The sequence below is a fragment of the Pseudomonas sp. LFS044 genome, assembly GCF_047978245.1.
Lineage (GTDB): Bacteria > Pseudomonadota > Gammaproteobacteria > Pseudomonadales > Pseudomonadaceae > Aquipseudomonas.
Genome location: NZ_JBFPFX010000004.1, coordinates 230,114 through 257,083, shown reverse-complemented (window position 1 = coordinate 257,083; position 26,970 = coordinate 230,114). Strand labels below are relative to the sequence as shown.

The window sequence follows — 26,970 nt, the reverse complement described above, 5'->3', positions numbered from 1 at the left end:
GCGATCATTCGATCGTAGCCCTTGCAGCACCACCTTAACTACTTAACTCATTGAATCTCAAGGAGTTTGTCGTTCCGATGTCGCTGGAAGTGGGGCGCATTATAAGGGGATTCAAAACCCCGTCAACCCTTAAATTCACTAAACCGTCACATCGCTGAAAAGCAAAGCGGGGAGGCCTGTCGGCCTCCCCGCCTTCTACGCCTATATATAGATAACCTTAGAGCACACCTGAACTGCGTAGGCTCTCCAGTGCATCCGCACCCAGCCCCAGTACATCACCCAGCACCGCCTCGGTATGCTCACCCAGCAGTGGCGGCGCACGCCGATACTCCACCGGCGTCTCCGACAACCGAATCGGGCTGGCCACCTGCGGCACAGCCCCGGCCAAGGCGTGCGGCATGCTCACCGCCAGGCCCCGCGCGAGCACCTGTGGGTCCTGAAACATCTGCGCCAGGTCATTGATCGGCCCGCAGGGCACGCCGGCAGCCTCCAGCTGGCTCACCCATTCAGCGGTGGTCTTGAATACCGTGGCCTGGCGGATGAGCGGAATCAACTCGGCCCTGTTGGCCACCCGCAGCTTGTTGGTGGCGAAGCGCGGGTCATCCGCCCATTGCGGCTGACCGGCCACTTCGGCGAACTTACGGAATTGGCCATCATTGCCCACGGTAAGGATGAAATCGCCATCCGCCGTGGGGAAATCCTGATAAGGCACGATATTAGGGTGCGCATTACCCAAACGCCGGGGCGGGTTGCCGGTTGTCAGGTAGTTCATCGCCTGGTTGGCCAGGCAAGCCACTTGAACGTCAAGCAGGGCCATATCGATATGCTGGCCAACGCCGGCCTGATCGCGATGGGCGAGGGCGGCCAGGATGGCGACGGTCGAGTACAGCCCAGTCAAGATGTCGGTAAGGGCAACCCCCACTTTTACCGGGCCTGCGCCCTCTTCACCGTCAGGGCGCCCAGTCAGGCTCATCAGCCCACCCAGGCCCTGGATCATGAAGTCGTAGCCAGCGCGCTTGGCGTACGGCCCGGTCTGCCCGAAGCCGGTAATAGAGCAATAGACAAGCTTGGGGTTGACCGCCTTGAGGCTCGTATAATCCAGGCCATACGCCGCCAGCCCACCGACCTTGAAGTTTTCAATGACGACGTCCGACTTGGCCGCGAGCTCACGTACCAGGCGCTGCCCCTCCGGCTGCGTGAAGTCGATGGTCACCGAACGCTTGTTGCGGTTGGCCGACAAATAGTAAGCCGCCTCGCTAGTGTTCTCGCCTTGCGCATCCTTGAGGAAGGGTGGCCCCCAGGCACGGGTATCGTCGCCACTGCCCGGGCGCTCGACCTTGATCACATCGGCCCCAAGGTCAGCCAGGATCTGGCCAGACCACGGGCCCGCCAGCACGCGGGAAAGGTCCAGCACCCGCAGATGAGATAGCGCACCCATGAGCGGGCTCCTTATTAATAGAAAGCCTGGATGCCGGTTTGCGCGCGCCCCAGAATCAGCGCGTGCACGTCATGGGTACCTTCATAGGTATTGACCACCTCAAGGTTGACCAGGTGACGCGCCACGCCAAACTCATCGGAGATCCCGTTGCCGCCGAGCATGTCTCGAGCCATGCGCGCGATATCGAGGGCCTTGCCGCAAGAGTTGCGCTTCATGATCGAGGTGATTTCCACCGCAGCGGTGCCTTCATCCTTCATCCGGCCCAAACGCAGGCAACCTTGCAGGGCCAGGGTGATTTCGGTCTGCATGTCGGCCAGCTTCTTCTGGATCAACTGGTTGGCAGCCAGTGGGCGGCCGAACTGCTGACGGTCCAAGGTGTACTGGCGAGCGGTGTGCCAGCAAGCCTCGGCCGCACCCAGCGCACCCCAGGAGATGCCATAGCGAGCGGAGTTGAGGCAGGTGAACGGGCCCTTCAGCCCGCGCACATCCGGAAAGATGTTTTCTTCCGGCACGAACACGTTGTCCATGACGATCTCGCCAGTGATCGAAGCACGCAGCCCGACCTTGCCATGGATCGCCGGGGCGCTGAGGCCCTGCCAGCCTTTTTCCAGGACGAAGCCTCGGATATCACCGGCGTCGTCCTTGGCCCAAACCACGAACACATCGGCGATCGGGCTGTTGGTGATCCACATCTTGCTGCCGCTCAGCCGATAGCCACCGTCAACCTTCCTGGCGCGGGTAATCATCGAGCCTGGATCGGAGCCGTGGTTCGGCTCGGTCAGGCCGAAGCAACCGATCCACTCGCCACTGGCAAGCTTGGGCAGATACTTCTGCTTCTGCGCTTCGGTACCGAACTCGTTGATCGGCACCATCACCAGCGACGACTGCACACTCATCATCGAGCGGTAGCCAGAGTCGATACGCTCCACTTCACGGGCAATCAGGCCGTAGCACACGTAGTTCAGCCCGCTGCCACCGTACTGCTCGGGAATGGTCGCGCCCAGCAGGCCGACTTCGCCCATCTCGCGGAAGATCGCCGGGTCGGTCTGCTCATGGCGGAAGGCCTCCAGCACGCGCGGCGCGAGCTTGTCCTGGGCGAACTGATAAGCGCTGTCACGCACCATGCGCTCTTCTTCAGTGAGCTGCTGATCCAGCAGCAGCGGGTCGATCCAGTTGAAGCTTGCTTTACCGGCCATGAGCGAAATCCTCGAAATAGGGAGCTGGTTCTTGTGCCATTGATCCTAGGCCTGATCAGCGGCGGGGACAAACGAGGATTGCGCACGTATTAGTGATAATTTGTCACTCTGTAACCAACAGAAAGCCCATATTGCCGACCCGATGAGTGAGGTTGCCGTACATGCGCCGGAAGATCCCCAGCACCACCGCCCTGGTCTGCTTTGAAGCGGCAGCGCGCCACGAGAGCTTTACCAAGGCCGCGCAGGAACTGGCACTTACGCAAGGCGCCGTCTGTCGACAGATCGGTGGCCTTGAAGCGTTTCTCAACGTGGAACTGTTCAGGCGTTCACGCCGCGGCGTTAAGCTGACCGAGGCAGGCCTTTCATACAGTCGACAGGTCGCTACCCAACTGGACGCCGTGGAGCGGGACACGCTTTCGGTGATGCGTCAGCAGGGCGCCAACGTGATCGAGCTCGCCGTGGTGCCAACCTTCGGCACTCAATGGCTGCTACCGCGCTTGAAGGATTTCCAGCAGCGCCATCCGGAGGTAACCGTCAACCTGACCAACCGCACTCGGCCTTTCCTGTTCGCCGACACGGCGTTCGACGCCGCGATCTATTTCGGCGATGCCGACTGGTCTGGCACACAGTCCCACCGCCTGATGGGTGAAAACCCGCTACCTGTGTGCAGCCCAGCGCTGCTGGACGGGCAGGGCATGCTCGACGCGCAGCACATCGCCAGCCTGCCATTGTTGCAGCAGACCACCCGGCCGTATGCCTGGCGCCAGTGGTTCAATGGCCTGGGCATGAATATCGCTGGCGACATGACAGGCCCACGCTACGAACTATTCTCCATGCTCGCCCAAGCCGCCATGCATGAGATGGGCGTCGCGCTGATCCCGCCTTTTCTGATTCAACGCGAGTTGCAGGATGGCCGGCTGGTGGTCGCTAACAGATACGCCCTATCCAGCGACAAGGCCTACTATTTGATGATTCCCGAGCGCAAGGTGGAGTCCGCGTCTCTCAGGGCTTTTCGTGACTGGCTGCTGGAACAGGCACAGCGCTATATCGCCTCGCACGCGGAAAAGGCCTCTTCCTGACTCTGTAGTCAATTATTTTAAACACCTACAGATATATCTATATGTCGCTTAAGCGAAAACTGTAAGGGTCGGTCGAAAAACTTGATCAAAGCCATCAACCACGCGGACTTCAGGGGTATTTACGACCTTCATGAGTCCATACGCGAAAACATCGCAAAATAATTCAAAATTTGCCCTAATCTGCGAATAGCCCATGTTTGACGGGCTGCAGCCGAACACTTGCGACATACGGTCACAGGGTGACTTGTAGTTTTGACTTCGTTTCGCTCCATAACCGGTTGTAGGCCTTTCGGTTCATCTGCAAAATGCTCCGCCCGCCCAGGATTCGGCGGATTGGCGCCTAACAGCCAAACCCGCGCACCACCCGAAGTACGCGGGCTTCTATAAAGACAAAAAGGTCACCGCAGGAGAAATTGTCGTGCACATTGGTGTTCCTCTCGAGACGCAGACCGGTGAGACAAGGGTCGCTGCTACCCCGGAAACCATCAAGAAACTGATTGGCCAGGGCCATCAGGTCACCGTCCAACGGGGGGCAGGGCTCAATGCCAGCATCCCGGACAGTGCCTATGAGGCCGTGGGTGCTTCCTTGGGGAGCGCAGCCGATGCCTTCGGTGCCCAACTGGTTCTCAAGGTGGTCGGCCCCAACGATCAGGAGCTTGCCCAGCTCAACAGTGGCAGCCTACTGGTCGGTATGCTCAACCCCTTCAACAGTGAGCTGATCGGCAAGATGGCCGAACGCGGCATCACCGCCTTCGCCCTGGAAGCCGCGCCGCGCACATCGCGGGCCCAGAGCTTGGACGTGCTGTCGTCCCAGGCCAACATCGCAGGCTACAAGGCCGTGCTGCTGGCTGCCCACCATTACCCGCGCTTCATGCCCATGCTGATGACCGCTGCCGGTACCGTCAAAGCCGCGCGCGTGCTGATTCTGGGGGCTGGTGTTGCCGGCCTGCAGGCCATCGCAACGGCCAAGCGCCTGGGCGCGGTGATCGAGGCTTCGGACGTACGCCCCGCAGTGAAGGAGCAGATCGAATCGCTCGGCGCCAAGTTCATTGATGTGCCTTACGAGACCGATGAGGAGCGCGAGTGCGCCGAAGGTGTCGGCGGCTATGCACGCCCGATGCCGGCCAGCTGGATGCAACGCCAGGCTCAAGCGGTGCACGAGCGCGCCAAGCAGGCGGACATCGTCATCACTACGGCGCTGATCCCGGGGCGCAAAGCGCCCACCTTGCTCAGCGCTGAAACCGTGGCGCAGATGAAGCCCGGCTCGGTGGTCATCGACCTCGCTGCGGCCCAGGGCGGCAACTGCCCGTTGACCGTCGCCGACCAGGTGGTGATGGAGAACGGCGTGACCATCGTCGGCCCGACCAACCTGCCGGCCCAGGTCGGTGCCGATGCCTCGGCACTGTACGCACGCAACCTGCTGGACTTCATGAAGCTGCTGTTCGACAAAGACGGCGCGCTGGTCATCAACCTCGAAGACGACATCGTCGCCGCGTGCCTGATGTGCCGCGACGGCCAGGTCGTGCGCAAGAACGGCTAAGGAGCACGACAATGGAAGACATGCTGATTTCCCATGGCATCTACAACCTGATCATCTTCGTGCTGGCCATCTATGTGGGTTACCACGTGGTCTGGAACGTCACCCCGGCACTGCACACGCCGCTGATGGCGGTTACCAACGCCATCTCGGCCATTGTCATCGTCGGCGCCATGCTGGCAGCTGCGCTGACCGTCACCCCAGCCGGCAAGGTGATGGGCACCCTGGCGGTGGCCCTGGCAGCCGTCAACGTGTTCGGTGGCTTCCTGGTCACCCGTCGCATGCTTGAGATGTTCAAGAAGAAAACCAAGAACGAGGCGCAGAAGTAAGCATGAGCATGAATCTGGTAACGCTCCTCTACCTCGTCGCCTCGGTCTGCTTCATCCAGGCGCTCAAGGGCTTGTCGCACCCGACCACGTCGCGGCGCGGCAACCTGTACGGCATGATCGGCATGGGGATTGCGATCCTCACGACCGTTGGCCTCATTTACAAGCTGGGCGCCGAGATCGCGACTGCCGGTATCGGCTACGTGATCGTCGGCCTGCTGGTCGGCGGTACCGCCGGTTCGATCATGGCCAAACGCGTCGAGATGACCAAGATGCCGGAACTGGTCGCCTTCATGCACAGCATGATCGGCCTGGCCGCAGTGTTCATCGCCATCGCGGCGGTGCTTGAGCCGCAATCGATGGGCATCGTCGCGAGCATCAGCGACCCGATCCCAACCGGTAACCGCCTGGAACTGTTCCTCGGCGCGGCCATCGGGGCAGTCACCTTCTCCGGCTCGGTGATCGCCTTCGGCAAGCTGTCCGGCAAGTACAAGTTCCGCCTGTTCCAAGGTGCACCGGTACAGTTCGCCGGCCAGCACAAGCTGAACCTGATCCTGGGCCTGACCACCATCGCCCTGGGGCTGCTGTTCACCTTCACCGGCCACTACAGCGCCTTCACCCTGATGCTGATACTGGCCTTCATCATGGGCGTGCTGATCATCATCCCGATCGGCGGCGCCGACATGCCGGTGGTGGTGTCGATGCTCAACAGCTACTCGGGCTGGGCCGCGGCCGGTATCGGCTTCTCGCTGAACAACTCGATGCTGATCATCGCCGGCTCGCTGGTGGGGTCCAGTGGTGCGATCCTCTCGTACATCATGTGCAAGGCGATGAACCGCTCGTTCTTCAACGTCATCCTCGGTGGCTTCGGTGGTGACACCGACGCGGGCGCGGCGCAAGGCTCCAAAGAGCAGCGCCCGGTGAAATCCGGCTCGGCCGACGACGCAACCTTCCTGTTGAGCAACGCCGACAGCGTGATCATCGTCCCGGGCTACGGCCTGGCGGTGGCCCGTGCCCAGCACGCGCTCAAGGAACTGACCGAGAAGCTGACCCACAACGGTGTGACCGTGAAGTACGCGATCCACCCCGTTGCAGGCCGCATGCCCGGGCACATGAACGTGCTGCTGGCCGAAGCCGAAGTGCCGTACGACCAGGTGTTCGAGATGGAGGACATCAACGCCGAGTTCGGCCAGGCTGACGTGGTGTTGGTGCTGGGCGCCAACGACGTGGTCAACCCGGCGGCGAAGAATGATCCGAAGTCGCCGATCGCCGGCATGCCGATCCTCGAGGCATACAAGGCCAAGACCATCATCGTCAACAAACGCTCCATGGCCAGCGGCTATGCCGGCCTGGACAACGAACTGTTCTACCTGGACAAGACCATGATGGTGTTCGGTGATGCGAAGAAGGTCATCGAGGACATGGTCAAAGCCGTGGAGTAAACTTATCCGCAACAAATTGTGCATATAAAGAAGGCCCCGGTGAGATTCCTCCCGGGGCTTTTGCGTTTTGCTGATCCAGATCAACGGCTCTATTTCCGGGCTTCTCATACGACCATGGTCGCGGGACGGGGCCGGGGTAAATCTCTAGACTGCGCTGCAGTAGCTTCAGTAGCCTGAGATAACAATCCATGTACCGTGATCGTATCCGCTTGTCCTCCCTGCACAGCAAGGTAATGAGTGCGGCTGACGCCGCTGGCCTGATCGAGGACGGCATGACCGTCGGCATGAGCGGTTTCACCCGTGCCGGCGAAGCCAAGGCCGTGCCGCATGCCCTGGCCGAACGCGCCAAGCAGTCGCCACTGAAAATCAGTCTGATGACCGGTGCCAGCCTGGGCAATGACCTCGACAAGCAGCTGACCGAGGCCGGCGTGCTGGCCCGCCGCATGCCATTCCAGGTCGACAGCACCCTGCGCAAGGCCATCAACGATGGCCAGGTCATGTTCATCGACCAGCACCTGTCGGAAACCGTCGAGCAACTGCGCAACCAGCAGCTCAAACTGCCTGACATCGCCGTGATCGAAGCCGTGGCCATCACCGAGGAAGGCCACATCGTGCCGACCACATCGGTCGGCAACTCGGCCAGCTTCGCCATCTTTGCCAAGCAAGTGATCGTCGAGATCAACCTGTCGCACAACGCCAACCTTGAAGGCCTGCACGACATTTATATCCCGACCTACCGCCCGACCCGCACACCGATCCCGCTGGTCAAGGTCGATGATCGCATCGGCAGCACCGCGATCCCGATCGACCCGGCGAAGATCGTCGGCATCGTCATCAGCGACCAGCCAGACTCGCCCTCCACCGTGCTGCCGCCGGATGACGAGACCCAGGGTATCGCCGACCACCTGATCAACTTCCTCAAGAACGAAGTGGCCGCCGGCCGCATGACCAACAAGCTCGGCCCGCTGCAGGCCGGCATCGGCAGCATCGCCAACGCGGTGATGTGCGGCCTGATCGAGTCGCCGTTCGAGGACCTGACCATGTACTCCGAAGTACTGCAGGACTCGACCTTCGACCTGATCGACGCTGGCAAGCTGAGCTTTGCCTCCGGTAGCTCGATCACCCTGTCCAGCCGCCGCAACGCCGACGTGTTCGGCAACCTGGAGCGGTACAAGGACAAACTGGTGCTGCGCCCGCAGGAGATCTCGAACCACCCTGAGGTCGTGCGCCGCCTTGGCATCATCGGCATCAACACGGCACTGGAGTTCGACATTTACGGCAACGTCAACTCCACGCACGTCTGCGGCACCCGCATGATGAACGGTATCGGTGGTTCCGGCGACTTCGCCCGCAACGCGCACCTGGCCGTGTTCGTGACCAAGTCGATCGCCAAAGGCGGGGCGATTTCCAGCGTGGTGCCGATGGTCAGCCATGTCGACCACACCGAGCATGACGTGGACATTCTGGTAACCGAGCAAGGCCTGGCCGACCTGCGTGGCCTGGCACCGCGCGAGCGGGCACGGGCGATCATCGACAACTGCGTGCACCCTGACTACCGCGCAGCGCTGAACGACTACTTCGAACGCGCTTGCCAGCGTGGCGGCCATACCCCGCACATTCTGCGTGAGGCACTGAGCTGGCACGAAAACCTCGAAGAGTGCGGGCGTATGCTCGCCAGCTGATGCAATGTCGGTCGGAACGGCCCAGTAAGGGCTGTTCACACCTGATCGCAGGCCTGCCTGCGGTCAGGCCATAACAGTTCTACCCCTTCCTGGTTGTACACCCCGCATCCACCTCACAGAAACTGTACTACTGTACTGGTTAACAGGCTTCATTGTGGCTGCTCAATTCCGAATCGCAACCCTAAATGCACTAATTTAGTGCGGACCGGTACAGTTACGTTCGTTTCGAGTGCAACAGTCGCTATAAACAGTTAACTGGGCCATCGCATTACCAATCAACTGTATCTACTGTTCTGGACAACAGAGGAGGATCATTGGCATCAGTTAAATCACTACCTAATCCCGCCATAAGCGGAAGGATGAAACATCATGGAACGTACCCTCAGTTCCGGTCTGGTCTTCGAAAACAACGCTCAGCAATCCAACGCTTCGCTGCCACTGCGCGCGCTCTCCACCCTGCTGCTCTGGCAGCGTCGCATGGCCAGCCGCCGTCAATTGGCTCGCCTGGATGCCCGCCTGCTCGCCGACGCCGGTATCAGCGAATCGCAACGTTACGAAGAGCTGAGCAAGCCTTTCTGGCGCTAAGCCCCGGTTCGCCGGCTTTGCCCGGCACCGCGAATTCCCAAACCCGTTGCAGGAGACTGCAGCGGGTTTTTTATTGCCCAGGCCCCAAGGCAGAGCCATCGGCGTGGTCACAGGTACAGTTTGATAAAAATCAAATTTAACCAAAACAGTTTGCTTGCGCACCGTTCATTAACATCCGGAAATACCGCCGCGTGATACGCTTGACTCTACAGTCTGGTAGAAACCAGATGTTCAAAGGTACCGTGACGAACCCCGTGAGCGTCCGATAAGCACCGATCCTTTTCCAGGAGTCCCCGACCATGTCCCGTAAACACCTGATTGGCGCAGCCCTGCTGCTAGGCCTGGCCGGCGCCGCGAACGCCAGCAGTTTCGTCGTCACGACCGACGCCGTAGTGCGTGCCGTTGCTGCCACCACCGACGCCACATCCGACCTGTCCTCGTCGTTCCGCGACGACAAGATCGTTCAGGCCGCCCGCGACGACGCCGCCAGCTACGTTGGCAGCGAGGGCGCGATTCGCGGTGCCCAGCTGGAAAGCGCGTTCCTGCACATCCGCTCGACCACGCCGGCCCTGCAGGCCAGCGATGCACAGCTGGCCCAGGCCATCCTGGCGCTCTGATTCACAGGCTGTAGAACACAAGCGCCAGCCCCACCGGCCGGCGCTTGCTCGCCCGCCTTCGCCGCCCCTGTTCCTGCATTAAGAAAGCCCATGCGTTATCTGTTGCCGTTGCTGTTCTCCGTAGTCGCCATGGGCACTGCCCATGCCATGGACACCACCACGCAAGGCCTGGTCATCACTGGCTATGTCACCAGCCAGGTCACGACCGCACCCTTCGACCGCAAGCTGGTCAGGCAAGCTCGCGACGATGCCGCGGCCTTTGTCGCCAGTGACGGTGCGATTCGCGGCGCACGCCTGGAAGCAGCGCTCAACGTGCTGCGTCACAACTGTGCTCATCACTCTGTCGGTGACCTTGAACTGGCAGAAGCAATTCTCGTCCAATGACAACATCTGACTCCCTGTATTCCCGGAGATGCTCCATGCGTAAACCGCTGATCGCCGCTACCCTCGGCATGCTGCTGCTGGCCGACCTGGCCCACGCACAAACTCTGGTGGCAACCAGCAATATCATCGTGCGCGCCTTTGGCCGCTCGATCGATTTCACCTCTGACACCACCACTTCCATCCGCGACTCCAAAGTTGTGCGCGAAGCCCATGACGATGCCGCCAGCTTCGTGGCCAGCAACGGTGATATCCGTGGCGCCCAGCTGGAAGCAGCCTTCAATACCCTGCGCGATCGGGTACCCGAAGCGCGCGGCGCGAGCGATCAGGTATTGGCCGAAGCCATTCTGGCGCTGTGAACCGCGTGCGTGCCTGGCTGCTCGGCTGCGCCATGACGCTGCTGGGCACGCCCGCCCTGGCTGACCTGCAGCTCGACCTGCAGGCACACGGCCTCGCCCCGCAACAGGTCCAGGCGACTCAAGCACTGCTGGATGAGGCGCTGGGCAAGCTTCCCCCCCGCTTCAAGCAACAGCTCAACCGACGCGTACTGGTCAGCTGGAGCGACAAGATGCCAGCCGATGCCTACGGCCAGGCATCGTTGGTTTCGACCCTTGAGCTCAACCGTCGCCTGCTGCCCAGCCTCACCGACGGCAGCGCCGCGCTTGAGCGCACCGATCGCCCGCATGGCACGGTGCGTGAAGAACTGCTGGCTACCGTCCTGCACGAGCTCACCCACATATACGACCGCGCCCGGCTCTGGCCCAGCGCCGAACGCGCGCTGATCGCTCGTTGCAAGCGCCAGCAAGGCACACTGGGCAAGATCGGCCTGCCCGAGGAATGCCGCAGCCAGCCAGAGCGCCGCTTCACCCTCAGCGACGACCCACGCCTGCTTGACCTTGCCGGTTGGCCGCAATACGTCGGCCGCCGCGGCGAACGAGAACAGCATAACGGCCAGTTCCTCCGCAGCCCCGACAGCTATGAGCTGAGCAGCCCCAAGGAATACATCGCGGTCAACATGGAGTATTTCCTCCTCGACCCGAGCTACGGTTGCCGGCGACCAGCCCTCAACCAATACCTGACACAGCACTTCGGCTGGGCACCACAGCAAGACCGGTGTGCCAAAGGTTTGCCATTCCTCAACGCCGGCAGCGACTTCGCTCGCCAGCCGTTGGGTGAAATCGACCCGGAGCGGGTTTACCAGGTGGACTTCCTGCTGGCCGAGGCCAACCAGAACCTGGTCAGCCGATGGGGCCACAGCATGCTGCGCCTGGTGATCTGCAAACCGGGTCGCCCCCGCGGGCCCGACTGCCGCCTGGACCTCGATCAGCATCTGGTGTTGTCATACCGCGCCTTCGTCAACGACGTTCAGCTGTCGAGCTGGGATGGCCTGGTGGGCGCCTATCCGTCGCGGCTGTTCGTGCTGCCACTTGCCCAGGTGATCGACGAGTACACCAAGACCGAGTTGCGCAGCCTGGCCTCGGTACCGCTGAAGCTCAACCGTGAAGAAACCGAAAACCTGGTGCGCCAGGCTGCCGAGATGCACTGGACCTATGACGGTAACTACTGGTTCCTATCCAATAACTGTGCCGTTGAGTCGCTGAAACTGCTGCGCAGCGGCACCGCCAATCCGCGCTTGAATGACCTCGACAGCATCATGCCCAACGGCTTGCTCGCGGTGCTGAAGGGCAGGGGGCTGGCCGATACCAGTGTGCTTGATGACCCGCGTGAAGCCTTGCGCCTGGGTTACCGTTTCGACTCCTACCGTGACCGCTATCAGGCCATGTTCGATGTGCTGAGGAAGCAACTGCCCGTCAAACAGGACAAGGTCGAGGACTGGCTGGCCCTGGATGCCGAGCAACGTCGCGGCTGGTTCTCGCAAGCCGACTTGCGCACCAGTGCCGCCTTGCTGCTGCTCGAACAGGCCAGCCTGCGCCGGCAGTTGCTGCTGGCCCAGGACGAAGTGAAGCAGCGCTACCTGAATGCCGCTGCGCTGAAAGATGGCAGCATCAGCAAGGCCGACCAGACCCTGAAGCAGATGCTTGCCAACAGTGGCTTCCTCAGCCGCCCGGCCGAGCTGCTGGAAGCCAAGGGCTATGGCCTGCCACAGCCCGATGAGCGCAAGCACCTGGAGAAGGTCAGCAGTGAGCGGCAGGCACAGCTGCTGCGGTTGAGCACCGACCTGGACAAAGAGGTGAGGGCGCTGCTTGAGCCGTCGCGGGCCAAGGAAATTGCCGCGGTGGAAGCCAACGTGAAGCAGATTGGCGTACATCTGCGGGCGCTGCACAAAGCGGCAGGGGGCCTGCAGTTGCCCTGAACGCTTCACTGGCCATTTCGCGGGTTCACCCGCGAAATGGCCAGTGAAGACAACCCGCGGCTCAAAGGCTTTCCTCTGCTTCCCCAGGCAAATGCTCATCCAGGTGTAGCCAAGGCAAGCGGCTCCCTGTCCATATGTGCCGCTGCGCCCGCACCCGCTCCGGGTGGTCCAGCGTCGCCACGGTCACATCGATACTCCCCGGGCTGTGTTCGGTCACCAATGCCACATGCGCCCCGCATTCCCCGCAGAAGTAGCGCTTGCAGCTGGCCGGCGCCACATAGCACTGCGGCCTGCCCGCCAACCACTGAAAGCCTGCGCGGGGCAGGGTGAGCCACGTCACCACCAGGCCGCCACTGACCCGCCGGCAGATCGAGCAGTGGCAATGGGCGACATCCGTGAGTTCGCCCTTCAAGCGATAGCGCAAGGCGCCGCAATGGCAGCCCCCTTCGGTTACAGCTGGCATCACCTACCTCCTGTCGCCCTTTTTCCGGCGAAAGCTGGCTGAAAGCTTACGCCCCTAGGATAGCCCCCACTACCGGCACAAGACCGGTCAGCCAGGGCACCCGGTTATTCCGCGCCCGGCCCAATCAACAACAACAATGGTGATTCTGATGTATTCCTGTGCCCGCCTTTTCGCAGTGCCCCTCCGCTTGCTCCCCGCGCAGCGCCTGACGCGCTGATCCGCCCGAATCGACTTTCCTTTCGCCGCGCCACGCCTGGAGTATTGCCATGCTGACCTTCCTCGGCTTTGCCATGGTCATCACCTTCATGTACCTGATCATGACCAAGCGCCTGTCGGCCTTGATCGCATTGATCCTGATACCGATCCTGTTCGCCCTCTTCGGTGGTTTTTCCGCCAAGATCGGCCCAATGATGCTCGAAGGCATCAGCAAGCTCGCGCCCACCGGCGTGATGTTGATGTTCGCCATCCTCTACTTTGCCTTGATGATCGACTCGGGCCTGTTCGACCCGGCCGTGCGCAAGATCCTCAAGCTGGTCAAGGGTGACCCGCTGAAAGTCTCGGTCGGCACTGCCGTACTGGCCCTGGTGGTCTCGCTCGACGGCGACGGCGCCACCACCTACATGATCTGCTGCGCCGCCATGCTGCCGTTGTACAGCCGCCTGGGCATGAGCCCGCGGATCATGGCCGGCTTGATCATTCTCGCCGGCGGGGTCATGAACATGACGCCTTGGGGTGGCCCGACTGCCCGCGCCGCCAGCGCCTTGCACGTCGACCCGTCCGACATTTTCGTGCCGATGATCCCGGCCATGGCTTTTGGCGTGCTGGCGATCCTTGCCATCGCCTATATGTACGGCAAGCGTGAACGTGCGCGGCTGGGCGAGCTGCACCTGCCTACCGACGACATCGACCACAGCGACATCACCGTCTCGCAGTTCCCCGACGCCCGCCGGCCGAAGCTGCTGTGGTTCAACGGCGCCCTGACTGCAGTACTCATGGTTGCGCTGATCGCCGGCCTGCTGCCACTGCCGGTGCTGTTCATGATTGCCTTCAGTATCGCCATGATCGTCAACTACCCGTGCCTGCAGCAGCAGAAGGACCGCATCGCCGCTCACGCCGGTAGCGTGCTGGCCGTGACCGGGCTGATCTTCGCCGCCGGTATCTTCACCGGCATCCTGTCGGGCACCGGCATGGTCGACGCCATGTCCAAGAGCCTGCTGGCGGTCATCCCTGAAGCGCTGGGCCCTTACCTGGCAGTGATTACCGCGATCGTGAGCATGCCGTTCACCTTCTTCATGTCCAACGACGCCTTCTACTACGGCGTGTTGCCCGTGCTTTCGGAAGCGGCCAGCCACTACGGCATCAGCCCGGTGGAGATGGCCCGTGCGTCGATCGTCGGGCAACCGGTACACCTGCTGAGCCCGCTGGTACCCTCGACGTACCTGCTGGTGGCACTGGCCGGCATCGAATTCGGCGACCACCAGCGCTTCACCCTCAAGTGGGCAGTACTGGTGTGCATGTGCATAATGCTCGCCGCATTGCTGATGGGCATTTTCCCGCTGTTCAGTAGTCTTTAATACAACCGCATTACCCAACCGCGATACGCCCTTGACTGGGCGTTTCGCCTTTATCGTTCGAAGGAATAAACATGGAATGGCTGACCAGCCCGGAAATCTGGGTTGCCTTTTTCACCCTCACTGCGCTTGAGATCGTTCTCGGTATCGACAACATCATCATGATCTCGATTCTGGTCAGCCGCATGCCCAAGCACATGCAGCCGCGCACCCGGATCTTCGGCCTGGCCCTGGCCATGGTCACCCGCATCATGCTGCTGCTGTCGATCACCTGGGTCATGCGCCTGACCGCCGACCTGTTCGTGGTATTCGGCCAGGGCATTTCGGGCCGCGACCTGATTCTGTTCTTCGGTGGCCTGTTCCTGCTGTGGAAAAGCTCGCAGGAGATCTACCACGGCCTGGAAGGCGAAGACGAAAGCGCGGACGAGCCGAAAGGTGCGGGCGGCAAGTTCCTCTACACCATCATCCAGATCGCCATCATCGACATCGTGTTCTCCCTGGACTCGGTGATCACCGCAGTGGGCATGGTCTCGCACGTGCCGGTGATGATCGCCGCGATCGTCGTTGCAGTGCTGGTGATGATGCTGTGCGCCGGTGCCATCAGCAACTTCATCGACAAGCATCCTTCGCTGAAGATGCTTGCGCTTTCGTTCCTGATCGTCGTGGGTACGGTGTTGATCGCCGAATCTTTCGATGTGCATGTGCCGAAGGGCTACGTCTACTTCGCCATGGCGTTCTCGCTGGGGGTGGAAGCCATCAACATCCGTATGCGCACCGCCATGGCGCGCAAACGCGGCAAGGACCAGGACGCCGTGAAACTGCGCAAGGACATTCCGGGTCAATAAGCACCTGGAGCGCAGCGAAAGGGCCCTTCGGGGCCCTTTTTCATGTCCAGGGTTTCATGACAGATATGTTTCAAATGCTTGCCGGGCATGCCAAGCTGGCGTGAGCTGCGCAAAACAACTACAGCTTGAGTAAGCACTGGATTAAAACCACCCACCCCCGGGCCAGGCTTACCGCTCCACCCATTGGCTTCGCTTCTGAAGCCCGAATCAGAAAGGGGGGCTACACCATGCTGACACTGCTCAACCTGCTCTCCGCGGTCGCCTTGCTGGTGTGGGGCACGCACATTGTTCGTACCGGCATCCTGCGGGTGTTCGGCTCCGACCTGCGTCGGGTGCTGAGCCAGAACATGGACCGCCGGCCGCTGGCTTTCATCGCCGGTATCGTGGTCACCGCCGTGGTGCAGAGCAGCAACGCCACCGCCATGCTGGTCACCTCATTCGTCGGCCAGGGGCTGATGGCCATGACCCCGGCCTTGGCGATCATGCTGGGCGCCGATGTGGGTACCGCGCTGATGGCCAGGGTGCTGACCCTCGACCTGTCCTGGCTGTCGCCCCTGCTGGTATTCCTGGGCGTTATTTTCTTTCTGTCGCGCAAGCAGACTCGCGCGGGTCAACTGGGCCGGGTGGGCATCGGCCTGGGCCTGATCATCCTGGCGCTGCAGCTGATCGTGCAGGCCGCCACACCAATCACCCATGCCCAAGGCATGAAAGTGCTGTTCGCCTCGCTCACCGGGGACATCCTGCTCGATGCGCTGGTCGGCGCGCTGTTCGCCATGGTCTCGTATTCCAGCCTGGCAGCGGTGCTGCTGACCGCAACCCTGGCCGGTGCCGAAGTGATCAGCCTGCCCGTGGCCATCGGCCTGGTGGTCGGCGCCAACATCGGCAGCGGGTTGCTGGCCTTCATCAGCACCAGCATGCAGAACGCTGCAGGCCGACGTGTGGCGCTGGGCAGCCTGCTGTACAAGCTGATCGGCCTGCTGCTGATCATCCCGGTGCTGCACCCATTGGTGGACTGGATGGACTCGCTGAGTTTCAGCCCACAGGAACTGGTGATCGGCTTCCACCTGCTCTACAACACGCTGCGCTGCCTGATCATGCTGCCCACGGTCAAACCCATGGGCCGCCTGTGCAACACCTTGCTGCCGGAGCGCGAGAACGGTAACGGCCAGGTACGGCCCCGCCACCTCGATGCCTCGGCGCTGACCACGCCCAGCCTGGCCCTGGCCAACGCCGCGCGCGAAACCCTGCGCCTGGGCGATATCGTCGACAGCCTGCTCGAAGCCATGCTCAGTGCCCTGCGTGGCACCCAGACGGCGCTGCCTCAGCAGGTGCGCGCACTGGGCGAGGACGCCGAAGCCCTGTACAGCGCCATCAAACTGTACCTGGCGCAGATGCCACGGGAAGACCTCAGTGACCAGGACAACCGGCGCTGGGCCGAAATCATCGAACTGGCAATCAACCTGAAGCTCGCCTGCGACCTGATCGAGCGCATGCTGCGCAAGGTGCAGCAGCAGAAGACCAGCCAGCGCCGGGAGTTTTCCCAGGTCGGCCTGGAAGAACTCACTGGCCTGCAAGAGCAACTGCTGTCCAATTTACGCCTGGGCCTGTCGGTATTCCTCAGTGCCGACCCGCAAAGCGCACACTTGCTCCTGCGTGAAAAACGCCGTTTCCGTGCGCAGGAAAGGCGCCTGGCCCACGCCCACGTCAGCCGTTTGCAGCGCAAGGTAGTGCAAAGTATCGAAACGAGTTCGCTACACTTGGGGCTGATCGCCGACATGAAGCGGTTGAACTCTTTGTTCTGCAGCAGTGCCTATGTGGTACTAGGAGGGTCTGACACCGGTGGGCTGATGCTCGACACTGCACCGGATGAAGCTCGCCAGCCCTGATCTCGCACACCTGGAGACCCAAGCTCGCCCATGCGTTGCCTGATATTCGTTTGCCTACTGATCTGCAGCCTGCCCTCACATGCCCTCGATCGCTCGCGGGTCGAAGGCTACCTGTTGCCCAATGGCCTGCAGGTCATCCTCAAATCCGGCTACGAACGGGACCATGTGGCGATACGCCTGGTAGTCGGCGTGGGCCTGGACGACTTCGAGTGCGAACAGAAAGAGCTGCCGCACCTGCTCGAGCACCTGCTGTTCAGTGGCATCGACGAAACGGGCGAGGGCGGCCTGGAAGAACGCCTGCAAGCCCTGGGCGGCGAGTGGAATGCCTATACCAGCAGCGCCGACACCACATTCGTCATCGAAGCCCCGGCGCGTAACCAGCGCAAGGTGCTCGACCTGCTGCTGGCAGTGATCCGCGACACCCGCATCGACGCCAAGTCGCTGGCCACGGCCAAGCGCATCATCGAGCGCGAGGACGGCGGCCACTACGGCCACCTGCAGCGTTGGCTGGACCGCCAGGACATCGGTCACCCCGCCAGCGACCAACTGGCCACCGAGCTGGGCTTGAAATGCCCGGAACGCTCCAACCTCGACGACATGACGCTGGAACAGGTGCAGACGCTGCGTGATCGCTGGTACGCCGCCAACAACATGACCCTGATCATGGTCGGCGGCCTCGATCGCCTGTTGCCGGCCTACCTCGACCGCACCTTCGGCGAGCTGCCCGCCACCGAGCCGGAGGAGCGCCGCAACCTCGAAAGCATCAGCCAGCAGGCCGAGCAGCGTCGCGACCTGACCCGCGGCGTGCTGGGTGACAGTGTCAAACTGCATTGGCTGTTCATCGAACCGGTACTGGACAACGACCACCAACCGACCCTCGACCTGCTTTCGCGCTACCTGGACTGGGCCCTTTACGACCAGCTGCGGCTGCGCAACGGCTTGTCCTATGGGCCTTCGGTGCAGCGCGAGAGCTTCGGCGACAGCGGCATGCTCAGCCTCAATGCCGACCTTGAGCGCGACGATATCGACGCGGCGGTCAAGGTGATGCAGCAGCTGTTCGACCACTTGCGCAAGGAAGGCCTCGATGCGGATACCTTCGCCCGCATCAAGGAAGCCGCCGTGGCCAAGGAAAGCTGGGGCACCCAGGGCAACAGCGCGCTGGCCGACTACTACTGGGGGGCGCTCAACAACTACAGCAACGGCCGCTTTACCGACCCCGCGCGGCAACTGCGCCAGGTCAGCCTGGAGCAGGCCAACGATGCCTTGAAGGAACTGCTCAAGGATGAAGGCTATCTGCGCATCGAGAAGCCCTTGCTGGGGTACGACGAGCTGTATGGGCTGATTGCTCTGGTCGTGGGTGTGATTCTGGCTGCCGGGCTGTTGGGTCGGCGGCGCCATACCCCTCAACCACCGAGCGGTGCTACACGGGAGCGGTGATTCAGCGGTATCCTTTCGCCGGTACCGGCCCTTTCGCGGGTAAGCCCGCTCCCACAGGTAGTGCACCAGCCTTCAGAGCAGTGCAGCGCCTGTGGGAGCGGGCTTGCCCGCGAAGGGGCCGGCACAGCCACCTCTTTAGCCTGTTGCAGACCCATGCCCCCAATCCCCCATTTCGTCCAGCGCGTCATCGAGCTGCTCAAACGCTACCCCGGCGTTATCGCGCTCGGCGGCTTCCTTTCCGGTATCGGCAGCTTCATCCTGGTCGACCGCCAGGCCAGCCTCGCCAGTTGGGTCGCCATTCTCATGCTGGTCAGCTGGATCTGGCTGATGCTGGAGAACACCCTCACCGGCCTGTTCGCCCGCACTTTCAAACGCGAGATCCCCCAGCCGCTGCTGCGCTATGCAACACAGATGATCCACCAGGAAAGTCTGTTCTTCGTTCTGCCGTTCTTTTTCATCACCACCACCTGGAACAGTGGGCAACTGGTGTTCACCGGTCTGCTGGCTGCCGCCGGGCTGGTTTCGATCGTCGACCCGCTGTACTACAAATGGCTGGCCCCACGGCGCTGGCTGTTCCTCGCGCTGCATACCCTGACGTTATTCGCCGCACTGCTCACCGCGCTGCCGATCATTCTGCACCTGACCACAGCGCAAAGCTTCAAGCTGGCATTGATTGCCGCCATGGCGCTGTCGTTCCCAAGCCTGGCCAGCAGCTTCCCGATCAACACCTGGCGCCGCGGCGTGGCGCTGGTACTGGTGACCCTGGCAGTCGGCGGAGGCGGTTGGCTGATGCGCTCATGGGTACCACCGGCCACGTTGTGGATGACCGAGGTGGCAGTCAGTACCGAGGTGTTGAACCGCCAACCCGGCGAGTCACTGGACGAAATTGCCGCCAGCCGTATCCGCAGCAGCGGCCTCTATGCCTACACCGCCATCAACGCACCGCGTGGCCTCAACGAGCGCATTTACCACGTGTGGCAGAAAGACGGGCAGGAAGTCGACCGTATCGCCCTGGATATCCACGGCGGGCGCAAAGAGGGGTACCGGGCCTGGACCCACAAACAGAACTTCCCGCCCAACCCTGTGGGTAAATGGCAGGTGCGGGTACTGACCGAGGACGGCCAGGTAATCGGCGTGCTGCGCTTCAAAGTGATCGACGACGCAGCGGCCAAGTGAGGTAAAAGGGGCCGCAAGGCGGCCCCGATCATTCAGCACATTTTCAACAAACCCCGCCATGCCTGCTGCGCTATGATCAGCCTCTACGCCAACGCGCGCAGTCAGATGCATGGAGCCTATGACCACCCCCAGCGCCACCCTGGACACCAGCAGCCAACCAGCCTGCCTGCGCATTGCCGGTGACTGGACCCTGGCCCATTACGCCAACCTCAAGCGCGACAGCGAACGCCTGCGCACGCAATATGGCGCCGACGCCGTCGCCGACCTCAGCCAGCTGGGCCGCCTGGACACTGCCGGCGCCTCGCTGCTGGCTGAACTGCTCGGCTCCGAACGCCTGTCGCACTGCACCAACGATTTGCCCGACGCCAGCCGCGCCTTGCTCAAGAACGTCTACTGCTCGGTGCAGGACTACTGCATCCCGGTCAAACAGCCAGAGAGGCCTGTGCTGCTTCTGCTGCTCGAACGTATCGGCCGCGCCGTCAACACCCTGTGGCAAGACACCCTGCAGCTGCTCGGCTTCGTCGGTCTGATCCTCGAAACCCTGCTGCGCCGCGCCCTGCAGCCACACCGTTGGCGGCTGACGCCAGTCGTCTCGCATATCGAACAGACGGGCCTGGATGCCGCGCCGATCGTGGCGTTGCTGACGTTTCTGGTGGGCGCTGTGGTTGCCTTCCTCGGCGCCACGGTCTTGGCGGACTTCGGCGCGACCGTGTTCACCGTCGACCTGGTGGCGTTTTCGTTTTTGCGTGAATTCGCCGTGTTGCTGACGGCCATCCTCATGGCCGGCCGTACAGCCAGCGCCTTCACGGCGCAGATAGGCTCGATGAAGGCCAACGAGGAAATCGACGCCATCCGCACCTTGGGCCTGAACCCGATCGAACTGCTGGTGGTACCGCGGGTGCTGGCACTGCTGATTTCCCTGCCGCTGCTGACCTTCGTCGCGATGATCTGCGGCATCGTTGGCGGCGCCGTGGTCTGCGCGCTGACACTGGATATTTCGCCGGCGATGTTCCTGTCGCTGCTGCAAAGCGACATCGGCGTGCAGCACTTCATCGTCGGCCTGGCCAAGGCACCGTTCTTCGCCTTTCTGATCGCCTCCATCGGCTGCCTTGAGGGCTTCAAGGTCAGCGGCAGCGCAGAATCGGTCGGCGCGCACACCACATCCAGCGTGGTCCAGTCGATTTTCGTGGTCATCGTGCTGGATGCGGTGGCTGCGCTGTTCTGCATGGAGATGGGCTGGTGAATGGCCGGGAAGCAGTGATCGAGGCGCGAGGCATCTGCAACCGTTTCGGTAGCCAGAGCGTGCACGAGAACCTGGACCTGGACCTGTACCGTGGCGAAATCCTCGCCGTGGTCGGCGGCTCGGGCAGCGGCAAATCAGTGCTGCTGCGCAGCATCATCGGCCTGCGTCGGCCGAATGAAGGGCAGATCAAGGTGTTCGGCGAAGACCTGGCCGGCCTGCGCGAGGAACAGCGTTCGCTGGTCGAGCGGCGTTTTGGCGTGCTGTTCCAGAAGGGTGCGTTGTTCTCCTCGCTGACCGTTACCGAAAACGTGGCACTGCCGCTGATCGAACATGCCGGCCTGTCGCGCGCCGATGCAGAACACCTGGCCGGGGTAAAGCTGGCCCTGGCCGGCCTGCCGATTTCCGCCGCCGATAAATACCCTTCGTCGTTGTCCGGCGGCATGATCAAGCGCGCTGCGCTGGCCCGGGCGCTGGCCCTGGACCCGGACATCCTGTTCCTCGACGAACCCACCGCCGGCCTCGACCCGATCGGCGCTGCGGCCTTCGACCAACTGATCCTCACCCTGCGCGATGCCTTGGGCCTGAGCGTGTTTCTCATCACCCACGACCTGGACACCCTGTACACCATCACCGATCGCATCGCGGTGCTGTCGCAGAAGAAGGTGCTGGTGGCCGGCCCCCTGGCCGAGGTCGAACAGACCAACGACCCGTGGATTCACGAATACTTTCACGGCCCACGCGGGCGCGCAGCCGAACACGCCGCCGCCAGTGCCAGGCAGGAGCGCTGAACAATGGAAACCCGAGCTCATCACGTACTTATCGGCCTGGTCACCGTACTGGTGGTGGTTGGCGCCATGCTGTTCGGCCTGTGGCTGGCCAAGTCCAGCGTCGACGATGCCTTCAAGGATTACGAAGTGGTCTTCAACGAAGCCGTCTCGGGCCTGTCCCGTGGCAGCCCGGTGCAATACAACGGTATCAAGGTGGGCGACGTCTCCACCCTGCGGCTGGACCCCAAGGACCCGCGCCGGGTGCTGGCGCGGGTGCGCCTGAGCGGCGACACACCGGTCAAGGAAGACACCCAGGCCAAGCTGACCTTGGCCGGGGTGACCGGCAACTCGTTCATCCAGCTCAGCGGCGGCACGCCACAAAGCCCCGAGCTCAAGGGCAAAGACGGCAAGCTGCCGGTGATCGTCGCTTCGCCGTCACCGATCTCGCGCCTGCTCAACGACAGCAGCGACCTGGTCACCAACATCAACCTGCTGCTGCACAACGCCAACCAGATGTTCTCGGAGAGCAATATCGACCGGTTGAGCAACACCCTGGCCAACCTCGAGCAAACCACCGGTGCCTTCGCCAACCAGAAGGGCGGTATTTCCGAGGCCATCGAACAGCTGGGCCTGGTCGGTAAACAGGCCAACGCCACATTGGCCGAAACCCAGGCACTGATGCGCAACGCCAACGGCTTGCTTGGCACTCAGGGCAAGCAGGCCATTGGCAGCGCCGAACAGGCCATGCAATCGCTGGCGGCCAGCACCGCAACCATCAACAGCCTGCTCAACGATAACCGCCAGTCCATCGACGATGGCGCGCAAGGCCTCAACCAGCTGACACCGGCAATCCGTGAACTGCGCGAAACGCTCAATTCGCTCAAAGGCATTTCCCGGCGCCTGGAGGCTGACCCGAGCGGCTACTTGCTCGGCCGTGACAACAACAAGGAGTTCCAGCCATGAACCTGTCGCTGCGCCTGCTGGCCTTGGCGGCCGCGCTGAGCCTGACCAGTGCCTGCTCGATCCTGCCGCAAAGCGAGCCTGTGGATATCTATCGCCTGCCGGTCAACCAGGCCAGCCACAGCGCCACCCCTGTAGACTGGTCGCTGCGCCTGAACAAGCCTCTGGCCAGCGAAACGCTGGCTGGGCCGCGCATTGCGGTGATCCCCCAGGGCGATGTGCTCAGCAGCTACAAAGGCGCGCGCTGGAGCGACCCGGTGCCACTGCTGGTGCGCAACCGCCTGCTCGATGGTTTCCAGCGTGACGGCCGCGTACAGCGGCTGAGCGCCGACGACAGCAACCTGCAGGCCGACTATGAGCTGGCCGGCGAGCTGCAGGCGTTCCAGAGTGAGTACCGAGCCGGCGGCGCGGTGGAAGTGGTGATCCGCTATGACGCGCGGCTGGTCCAGGGCCGGAGCCAGCGCATCCTTGCCAGCAAACGCTTCGAGGTGCGCCAGCCGTTGGCCGATACCCAGGTGTCAGCCGTAGTAGCCGGCTTTGGCGCGGCCAGCGATCAACTGGCCGGGCAGGTGGTGAACTGGACCGTGGCGCAGAGCGTTCAGGCTCAGGCGAAGAACCAGTAGCAGACGAAGATCGCCGCGATCACCCCGGACAATTCGGCCAGCAGCGCACAGCCTACCGCGTGGCGCACGCGCTGGATGCCGACAGCACCGAAGTACACGGCCAGCACGTAGAAGGTGGTTTCGGTGCTGCCCTGGATGGTCGCTGCCACCAGCGCCGGGAAGCTGTCCACGCCGTGGGTCTGCATGGTCTCGATCAACATCGCCCGGGCGGCGCTGCCAGAGAACGGCTTGACCAACGCGGTCGGCAGGCCCTCTACGAAGCGGGTGTCCATGCCCATCCAGTTGACCGCGTGGCGAATACCGTCCAGCGCCAGCTCAAGGGCGCCGGAGGCACGCAGTACGCCGACCGCCACCAGCATCGCCACCAGGTAGGGCAACAGGCTCTTGGCCACGTCAAAGCCTTCCTTGGCCCCCTCGACAAAGGCTTCATACACCTTCACCCGTTTCAGCGCGCCGATCACCAGGAACAGGATGATCACCCCGAACAGCGTGAGGTTGCCCAGGATCGACGACAGGCTGGCCAGCGCCGCGGCCGACAGGGTTCCCAGGAAGGCCATGAAGCCGCCCAGCAGCAGAGCGCCAGGGATCATGTAGGCCAACACCACCGGGTCCCACAGGCGCAGGCGCTGCATCACCGCCACCGACAGCAGGCCGACCAGGGTCGAAACGCTGGTAGCCAGCAGAATCGGCAGGAACACCAGCGTCGGGTCGGTGGCGCCTTGCTGGGCGCGGTACATGAAGATGGTCACCGGCAGCAGGGTCAGCGATGAGGCATTGAGTACCAGGAAGAGAATCTGCGCATTGCTGGCGGTGGTGCTGCTGGGGTTGAGCTCCTGCAGCGCCCGCATCGCCTTGAGGCCGATCGGCGTGGCGGCGTTGTCCAGGCCCAGGCCGTTGGCAGCGAAGTTCATGGTGATCAGGCCCAGCGCCGGGTGGCCGGGCGGCACTTCTGGCATCAGCCGGGCGAACAGGGGGCCCAGGGCTTTGGCCAGCCATTCGACGATGCCGGCCTTCTCGGCGATCTTGAGAAAGCCCAGCCACAGCGTCAAGGTACCGAACAGCAGGACCATGACCTCTACCGAGAGCTTGGCCATGGCGAAGATACTCTCGACCATCGCGGCGAAGATGCCAGCGTTGCCACCCACCAGCCATTGGGCCAGGGCAGAGACGGCCGCCACCAGGAAAAAGCCGAGCCAAAGGCCGTTGAGCATCCGATTGTTCCCCCTGAAAAGTGGCTGAATGATAACCGGTTTAGCCTGTACCGGCCTCATCGCCGGCAAGCCGGCTCCCACAGTTGTTGCACTGCCCTGAGGCTCCGTGGGGTAGCTGTGGGAGCCGGCTTATTGCACTGCCCTCGGGCAGTAGGGTACCTGTGGGAGCCGGCTTGCCGGCGATGAGGCCCATACAGACAACAAAAAGCCCCGACAAGTCGGGGCTCTCTGTTCAACACATCAGGTTCAGCGCTTGGCGGTTTCGCCTACCACGGCTGCTTCCTTCTTGTCCGCCATCAGCGAGGCGTAGTACTGCTCGCCCTTGGCGGCGTCGTACATGCCTTCCCAACGAGCGATTACCAGCGCTGCCAGGGCATTGCCGATCACGTTCAGCGCGGTACGCGCCATGTCCATGATACGGTCGACACCGGCGATGAACGCCAGGCCTTCCAGCGGGATGCCTACGCTGCCCAGGGTCGCCAGCAGGACCACGAACGATACGCCCGGCACACCGGCGATCCCCTTGGAGGTCACCATCAGGGTCAGCACCAGCAGCAGTTGCTGGCTCCAGGACAGGTCGATGCCATACAGCTGGGCGATGAAGATCGCCGCGATGCTCTGGTACAGCGTCGAGCCGTCGAGGTTGAACGAGTAACCGGTCGGTACCACGAACGAGCAGATCGACTTCGGCGCACCGTACTTCTCCATCTTCTCGATCACGCGCGGCAGCACGGTCTCGGAGCTGGAGGTGGAGTAGGCGAGGATCAGCTCATCTTTCATGATGCGCATGATCTTGATCACCGAGAAGCCGAACAGGCGCGCCACCAGGCCCAGCACCATGAAGGCGAAGAAGGCGATGGCGAAGTACACCAGTAGCACCAGCTTGGCCAACGGCAGCAGCGAGCTGAAGCCGAAGTTGGCAACGGTTACCGCGATCAGGGCGAACACGCCGATCGGGGCGTAGTTCATGATCATGTGGGTGACCTTGAACATGGTCTCCGACACGCCCTGGAAGGTACGCACCAGCGGCTCGCGCAGGTCTGCCTGCAGGCTCGACAGGCCCAGGCCGAACAGTACCGAGAAGAAGATGATCGGCAGCATTTCGCCACGCATCAACGCCGCGAAGATGTTGGACGGGATCAGGTTGAGCAGGGTCTCGATGAACGCATGCTCATGCTGCACTTCGGCGGCAGTCGCCTGGTATTTGGAGATGTCGACGGTGCCCAGGGTGCTCATGTCGATGCCGGCGCCTGGGTGGAACAGGTTGGCCAACACCAGGCCGACGACGATGGCGATGGTGGTCACCACCTCGAAGTAGAGGATGGTCTTCAGGCCGATGCTGCCCAGTTTCTTCGCGTCGCCAACCCCGGCGATGCCCACGATCAGCGACGAAATCACGATCGGGACGACGATCATCTTGATCAGGCGAATGAAGATGTCACCGGCGGGTTGGAGGACGTTACTGATCCACCAGGCCTTTTCCGCACTGAAGTGGTTCAGCAGCGCGCCGATTGCAACGCCCAGGACCAGACCGATAACGATCTGCCAGGCGAGGCTCAGTTTTGCCTTCTTCATGTCTTTACCCTTTGTTCTAGTGGTCACGGGCACCGACCGGAAAAACGCATAACAGAGCCGTTGGCAACGCCGCGGGCAGCTAGGAGCTTCCGTCCGGAGACCTCATGTAAGGACACCGCGAGCGAGCGACAAGGCGCTCGGGCCAGCGAAAAGGCGGCAACTATTGCGATGGCAAAGGATGAAATCTAATGCCGGAAGCGTATACCCCATACCGATTACGCATACTGATCTGCGTCAAAATGAGGCAGCTGCAAGTCATTGATTTATAACGTTCGGAATCCCGAACAAGAGCAAAGCGCCATTTTCAGGCAGATTTGGCAGTGCTCGAAAGGGTCTCGGGATGGCTTGTTCGACAATCCGAATGGCTGAAATGCCGCTTGCGCGATAGCCGGATTGGACGAAAAAAATTTGATGTACGGTCGAGACAAAATGTGTCTCAAGAGGAAAAACCTGAAAGGTGGGATGGTAATGCGAGATGGCACCTCGGAAGCCAGGCCCGGTTACGTATGAAACATACGCCTGACCTGAAACTTCCGATTTTGCCTTTCCTGACCCGGCCCATTGCTGGAGGCACTCCCTGTACCCCTAGGCCACTCCGATCCTGTAACAATCAGAA

At 62.1% G+C, this 26,970-nt stretch carries 24 protein-coding genes; 19 read left to right on the top strand and 5 right to left on the bottom strand.

From position 1 onward, the window contains the following. Positions 1-217 precede the first annotated feature (217 nt). Positions 218-1,438, bottom strand: coding sequence for a CaiB/BaiF CoA transferase family protein (locus ACNQPL_RS05280; protein ID WP_416466147.1), 1,221 nt, complete (start codon positions 1,436-1,438; stop codon positions 218-220). 14 nt (positions 1,439-1,452) lie between these two features. Beyond that, positions 1,453-2,634, bottom strand: a complete 1,182-nt coding sequence (locus ACNQPL_RS05275) for an acyl-CoA dehydrogenase (RefSeq protein WP_085676655.1) — start codon at positions 2,632-2,634, stop codon at positions 1,453-1,455. Between the two features lie 161 nt (positions 2,635-2,795). On the opposite strand from ACNQPL_RS05275, the gene ACNQPL_RS05270 reads away from it, so the two are divergent. The 10 genes from ACNQPL_RS05270 to ACNQPL_RS05225 all read left to right on the top strand — a co-directional run bounded on the left by ACNQPL_RS05270 (position 2,796) and on the right by ACNQPL_RS05225 (position 12,597). Beyond that, on the top strand, positions 2,796-3,713 hold the full coding sequence (locus ACNQPL_RS05270; RefSeq protein WP_416466153.1) for a LysR family transcriptional regulator: 918 nt from the start codon (positions 2,796-2,798) through the stop codon (positions 3,711-3,713). A gap of 418 nt (positions 3,714-4,131) precedes the next feature. Further along, the gene (locus ACNQPL_RS05265; protein WP_346612851.1) at positions 4,132-5,253 is read left to right on the top strand and encodes a Re/Si-specific NAD(P)(+) transhydrogenase subunit alpha; all 1,122 of its coding nucleotides are present in this window, start codon (positions 4,132-4,134) and stop codon (positions 5,251-5,253) included. Between the two features lie 11 nt (positions 5,254-5,264). Then, on the top strand, positions 5,265-5,579 hold the full coding sequence (locus tag ACNQPL_RS05260) for an NAD(P) transhydrogenase subunit alpha (RefSeq protein ID WP_008097413.1): 315 nt from the start codon (positions 5,265-5,267) through the stop codon (positions 5,577-5,579). A gap of 2 nt (positions 5,580-5,581) precedes the next feature. Next, positions 5,582-7,018 (top strand): NAD(P)(+) transhydrogenase (Re/Si-specific) subunit beta, encoded by a 1,437-nt coding sequence (locus tag ACNQPL_RS05255; RefSeq protein ID WP_346612850.1) that lies wholly within the window; start codon positions 5,582-5,584, stop codon positions 7,016-7,018. Positions 7,019-7,206: 188 nt separating this feature from the next. Further along, positions 7,207-8,700 carry an acetyl-CoA hydrolase/transferase family protein gene (locus ACNQPL_RS05250; protein ID WP_346612849.1) on the top strand — a complete coding sequence of 498 codons (1,494 nt, stop codon included), beginning with the start codon at positions 7,207-7,209 and terminating at the stop codon, positions 8,698-8,700. Between the two features lie 369 nt (positions 8,701-9,069). Next, complete coding sequence (locus ACNQPL_RS05245) at positions 9,070-9,285, top strand: DUF1127 domain-containing protein (RefSeq protein WP_023378057.1); 216 nt, start codon at positions 9,070-9,072, stop codon at positions 9,283-9,285. Positions 9,286-9,584: 299 nt separating this feature from the next. After that, entirely contained in the window at positions 9,585-9,902 is a 318-nt protein-coding gene (locus ACNQPL_RS05240; protein WP_346612848.1) for a DUF2388 domain-containing protein, read from the top strand. 90 nt (positions 9,903-9,992) lie between these two features. After that, complete coding sequence (locus tag ACNQPL_RS05235) at positions 9,993-10,286, top strand: DUF2388 domain-containing protein (RefSeq protein ID WP_346612847.1); 294 nt, start codon at positions 9,993-9,995, stop codon at positions 10,284-10,286. Between the two features lie 35 nt (positions 10,287-10,321). After that, positions 10,322-10,642, top strand: coding sequence for a DUF2388 domain-containing protein (locus ACNQPL_RS05230; protein ID WP_346612846.1), 321 nt, complete (start codon positions 10,322-10,324; stop codon positions 10,640-10,642). After that, entirely contained in the window at positions 10,639-12,597 is a 1,959-nt protein-coding gene (locus ACNQPL_RS05225; RefSeq protein WP_346612845.1) for a DUF4105 domain-containing protein, read from the top strand. Before ACNQPL_RS05230 ends, ACNQPL_RS05225 begins: the two co-directional genes overlap by 4 nt. Positions 12,598-12,658: 61 nt before the next feature. Here the strand turns inward: ACNQPL_RS05225 and ACNQPL_RS05220 are convergent, their stop codons facing one another. Next, positions 12,659-13,060, bottom strand: a complete 402-nt coding sequence (locus ACNQPL_RS05220; RefSeq protein ID WP_346612844.1) for a GFA family protein — start codon at positions 13,058-13,060, stop codon at positions 12,659-12,661. Between the two features lie 266 nt (positions 13,061-13,326). On the opposite strand from ACNQPL_RS05220, the gene ACNQPL_RS05215 reads away from it, so the two are divergent. From ACNQPL_RS05215 to ACNQPL_RS05175, 9 genes are all read left to right on the top strand, one after another. Then, on the top strand, positions 13,327-14,634 hold the full coding sequence (locus ACNQPL_RS05215) for a CitMHS family transporter (protein WP_346612843.1): 1,308 nt from the start codon (positions 13,327-13,329) through the stop codon (positions 14,632-14,634). A gap of 71 nt (positions 14,635-14,705) precedes the next feature. Continuing rightward, positions 14,706-15,476, top strand: coding sequence for a TerC family protein (locus ACNQPL_RS05210; RefSeq protein WP_346612842.1), 771 nt, complete (start codon positions 14,706-14,708; stop codon positions 15,474-15,476). 227 nt (positions 15,477-15,703) lie between these two features. Further along, positions 15,704-17,362, top strand: coding sequence for a Na/Pi cotransporter family protein (locus tag ACNQPL_RS05205; RefSeq protein ID WP_416466146.1), 1,659 nt, complete (start codon positions 15,704-15,706; stop codon positions 17,360-17,362). Positions 17,363-17,392: 30 nt separating this feature from the next. Then, positions 17,393-18,799, top strand: a complete 1,407-nt coding sequence (locus ACNQPL_RS05200) for a pitrilysin family protein (RefSeq protein WP_346612840.1) — start codon at positions 17,393-17,395, stop codon at positions 18,797-18,799. A 153-nt stretch (positions 18,800-18,952) separates the two neighbouring features. Then, on the top strand, positions 18,953-19,975 hold the full coding sequence (locus ACNQPL_RS05195; protein WP_346612839.1) for a DUF5924 family protein: 1,023 nt from the start codon (positions 18,953-18,955) through the stop codon (positions 19,973-19,975). Positions 19,976-20,084: 109 nt separating this feature from the next. Then, positions 20,085-21,218 (top strand): MlaE family lipid ABC transporter permease subunit, encoded by a 1,134-nt coding sequence (locus tag ACNQPL_RS05190; RefSeq protein ID WP_346612838.1) that lies wholly within the window; start codon positions 20,085-20,087, stop codon positions 21,216-21,218. Next, positions 21,215-22,006, top strand: coding sequence for an ABC transporter ATP-binding protein (locus tag ACNQPL_RS05185; protein WP_346612837.1), 792 nt, complete (start codon positions 21,215-21,217; stop codon positions 22,004-22,006). Before ACNQPL_RS05190 ends, ACNQPL_RS05185 begins: the two co-directional genes overlap by 4 nt. A gap of 3 nt (positions 22,007-22,009) precedes the next feature. Then, positions 22,010-22,948, top strand: coding sequence for an MlaD family protein (locus ACNQPL_RS05180; protein WP_346612836.1), 939 nt, complete (start codon positions 22,010-22,012; stop codon positions 22,946-22,948). Further along, positions 22,945-23,568 carry an ABC-type transport auxiliary lipoprotein family protein gene (locus tag ACNQPL_RS05175; RefSeq protein ID WP_416466145.1) on the top strand — a complete coding sequence of 208 codons (624 nt, stop codon included), beginning with the start codon at positions 22,945-22,947 and terminating at the stop codon, positions 23,566-23,568. Before ACNQPL_RS05180 ends, ACNQPL_RS05175 begins: the two co-directional genes overlap by 4 nt. Here the strand turns inward: ACNQPL_RS05175 and ACNQPL_RS05170 are convergent. Further along, positions 23,550-24,779, bottom strand: coding sequence for a nucleoside recognition domain-containing protein (locus ACNQPL_RS05170; RefSeq protein WP_346612834.1), 1,230 nt, complete (start codon positions 24,777-24,779; stop codon positions 23,550-23,552). The genes ACNQPL_RS05175 and ACNQPL_RS05170 overlap by 19 nt on opposite strands. A 246-nt stretch (positions 24,780-25,025) precedes the next feature. Next, positions 25,026-26,354 carry a glutamate/aspartate:proton symporter GltP gene (gene gltP / locus ACNQPL_RS05165; protein WP_346612833.1) on the bottom strand — a complete coding sequence of 443 codons (1,329 nt, stop codon included), beginning with the start codon at positions 26,352-26,354 and terminating at the stop codon, positions 25,026-25,028. Positions 26,355-26,970 lie beyond the last annotated feature (616 nt).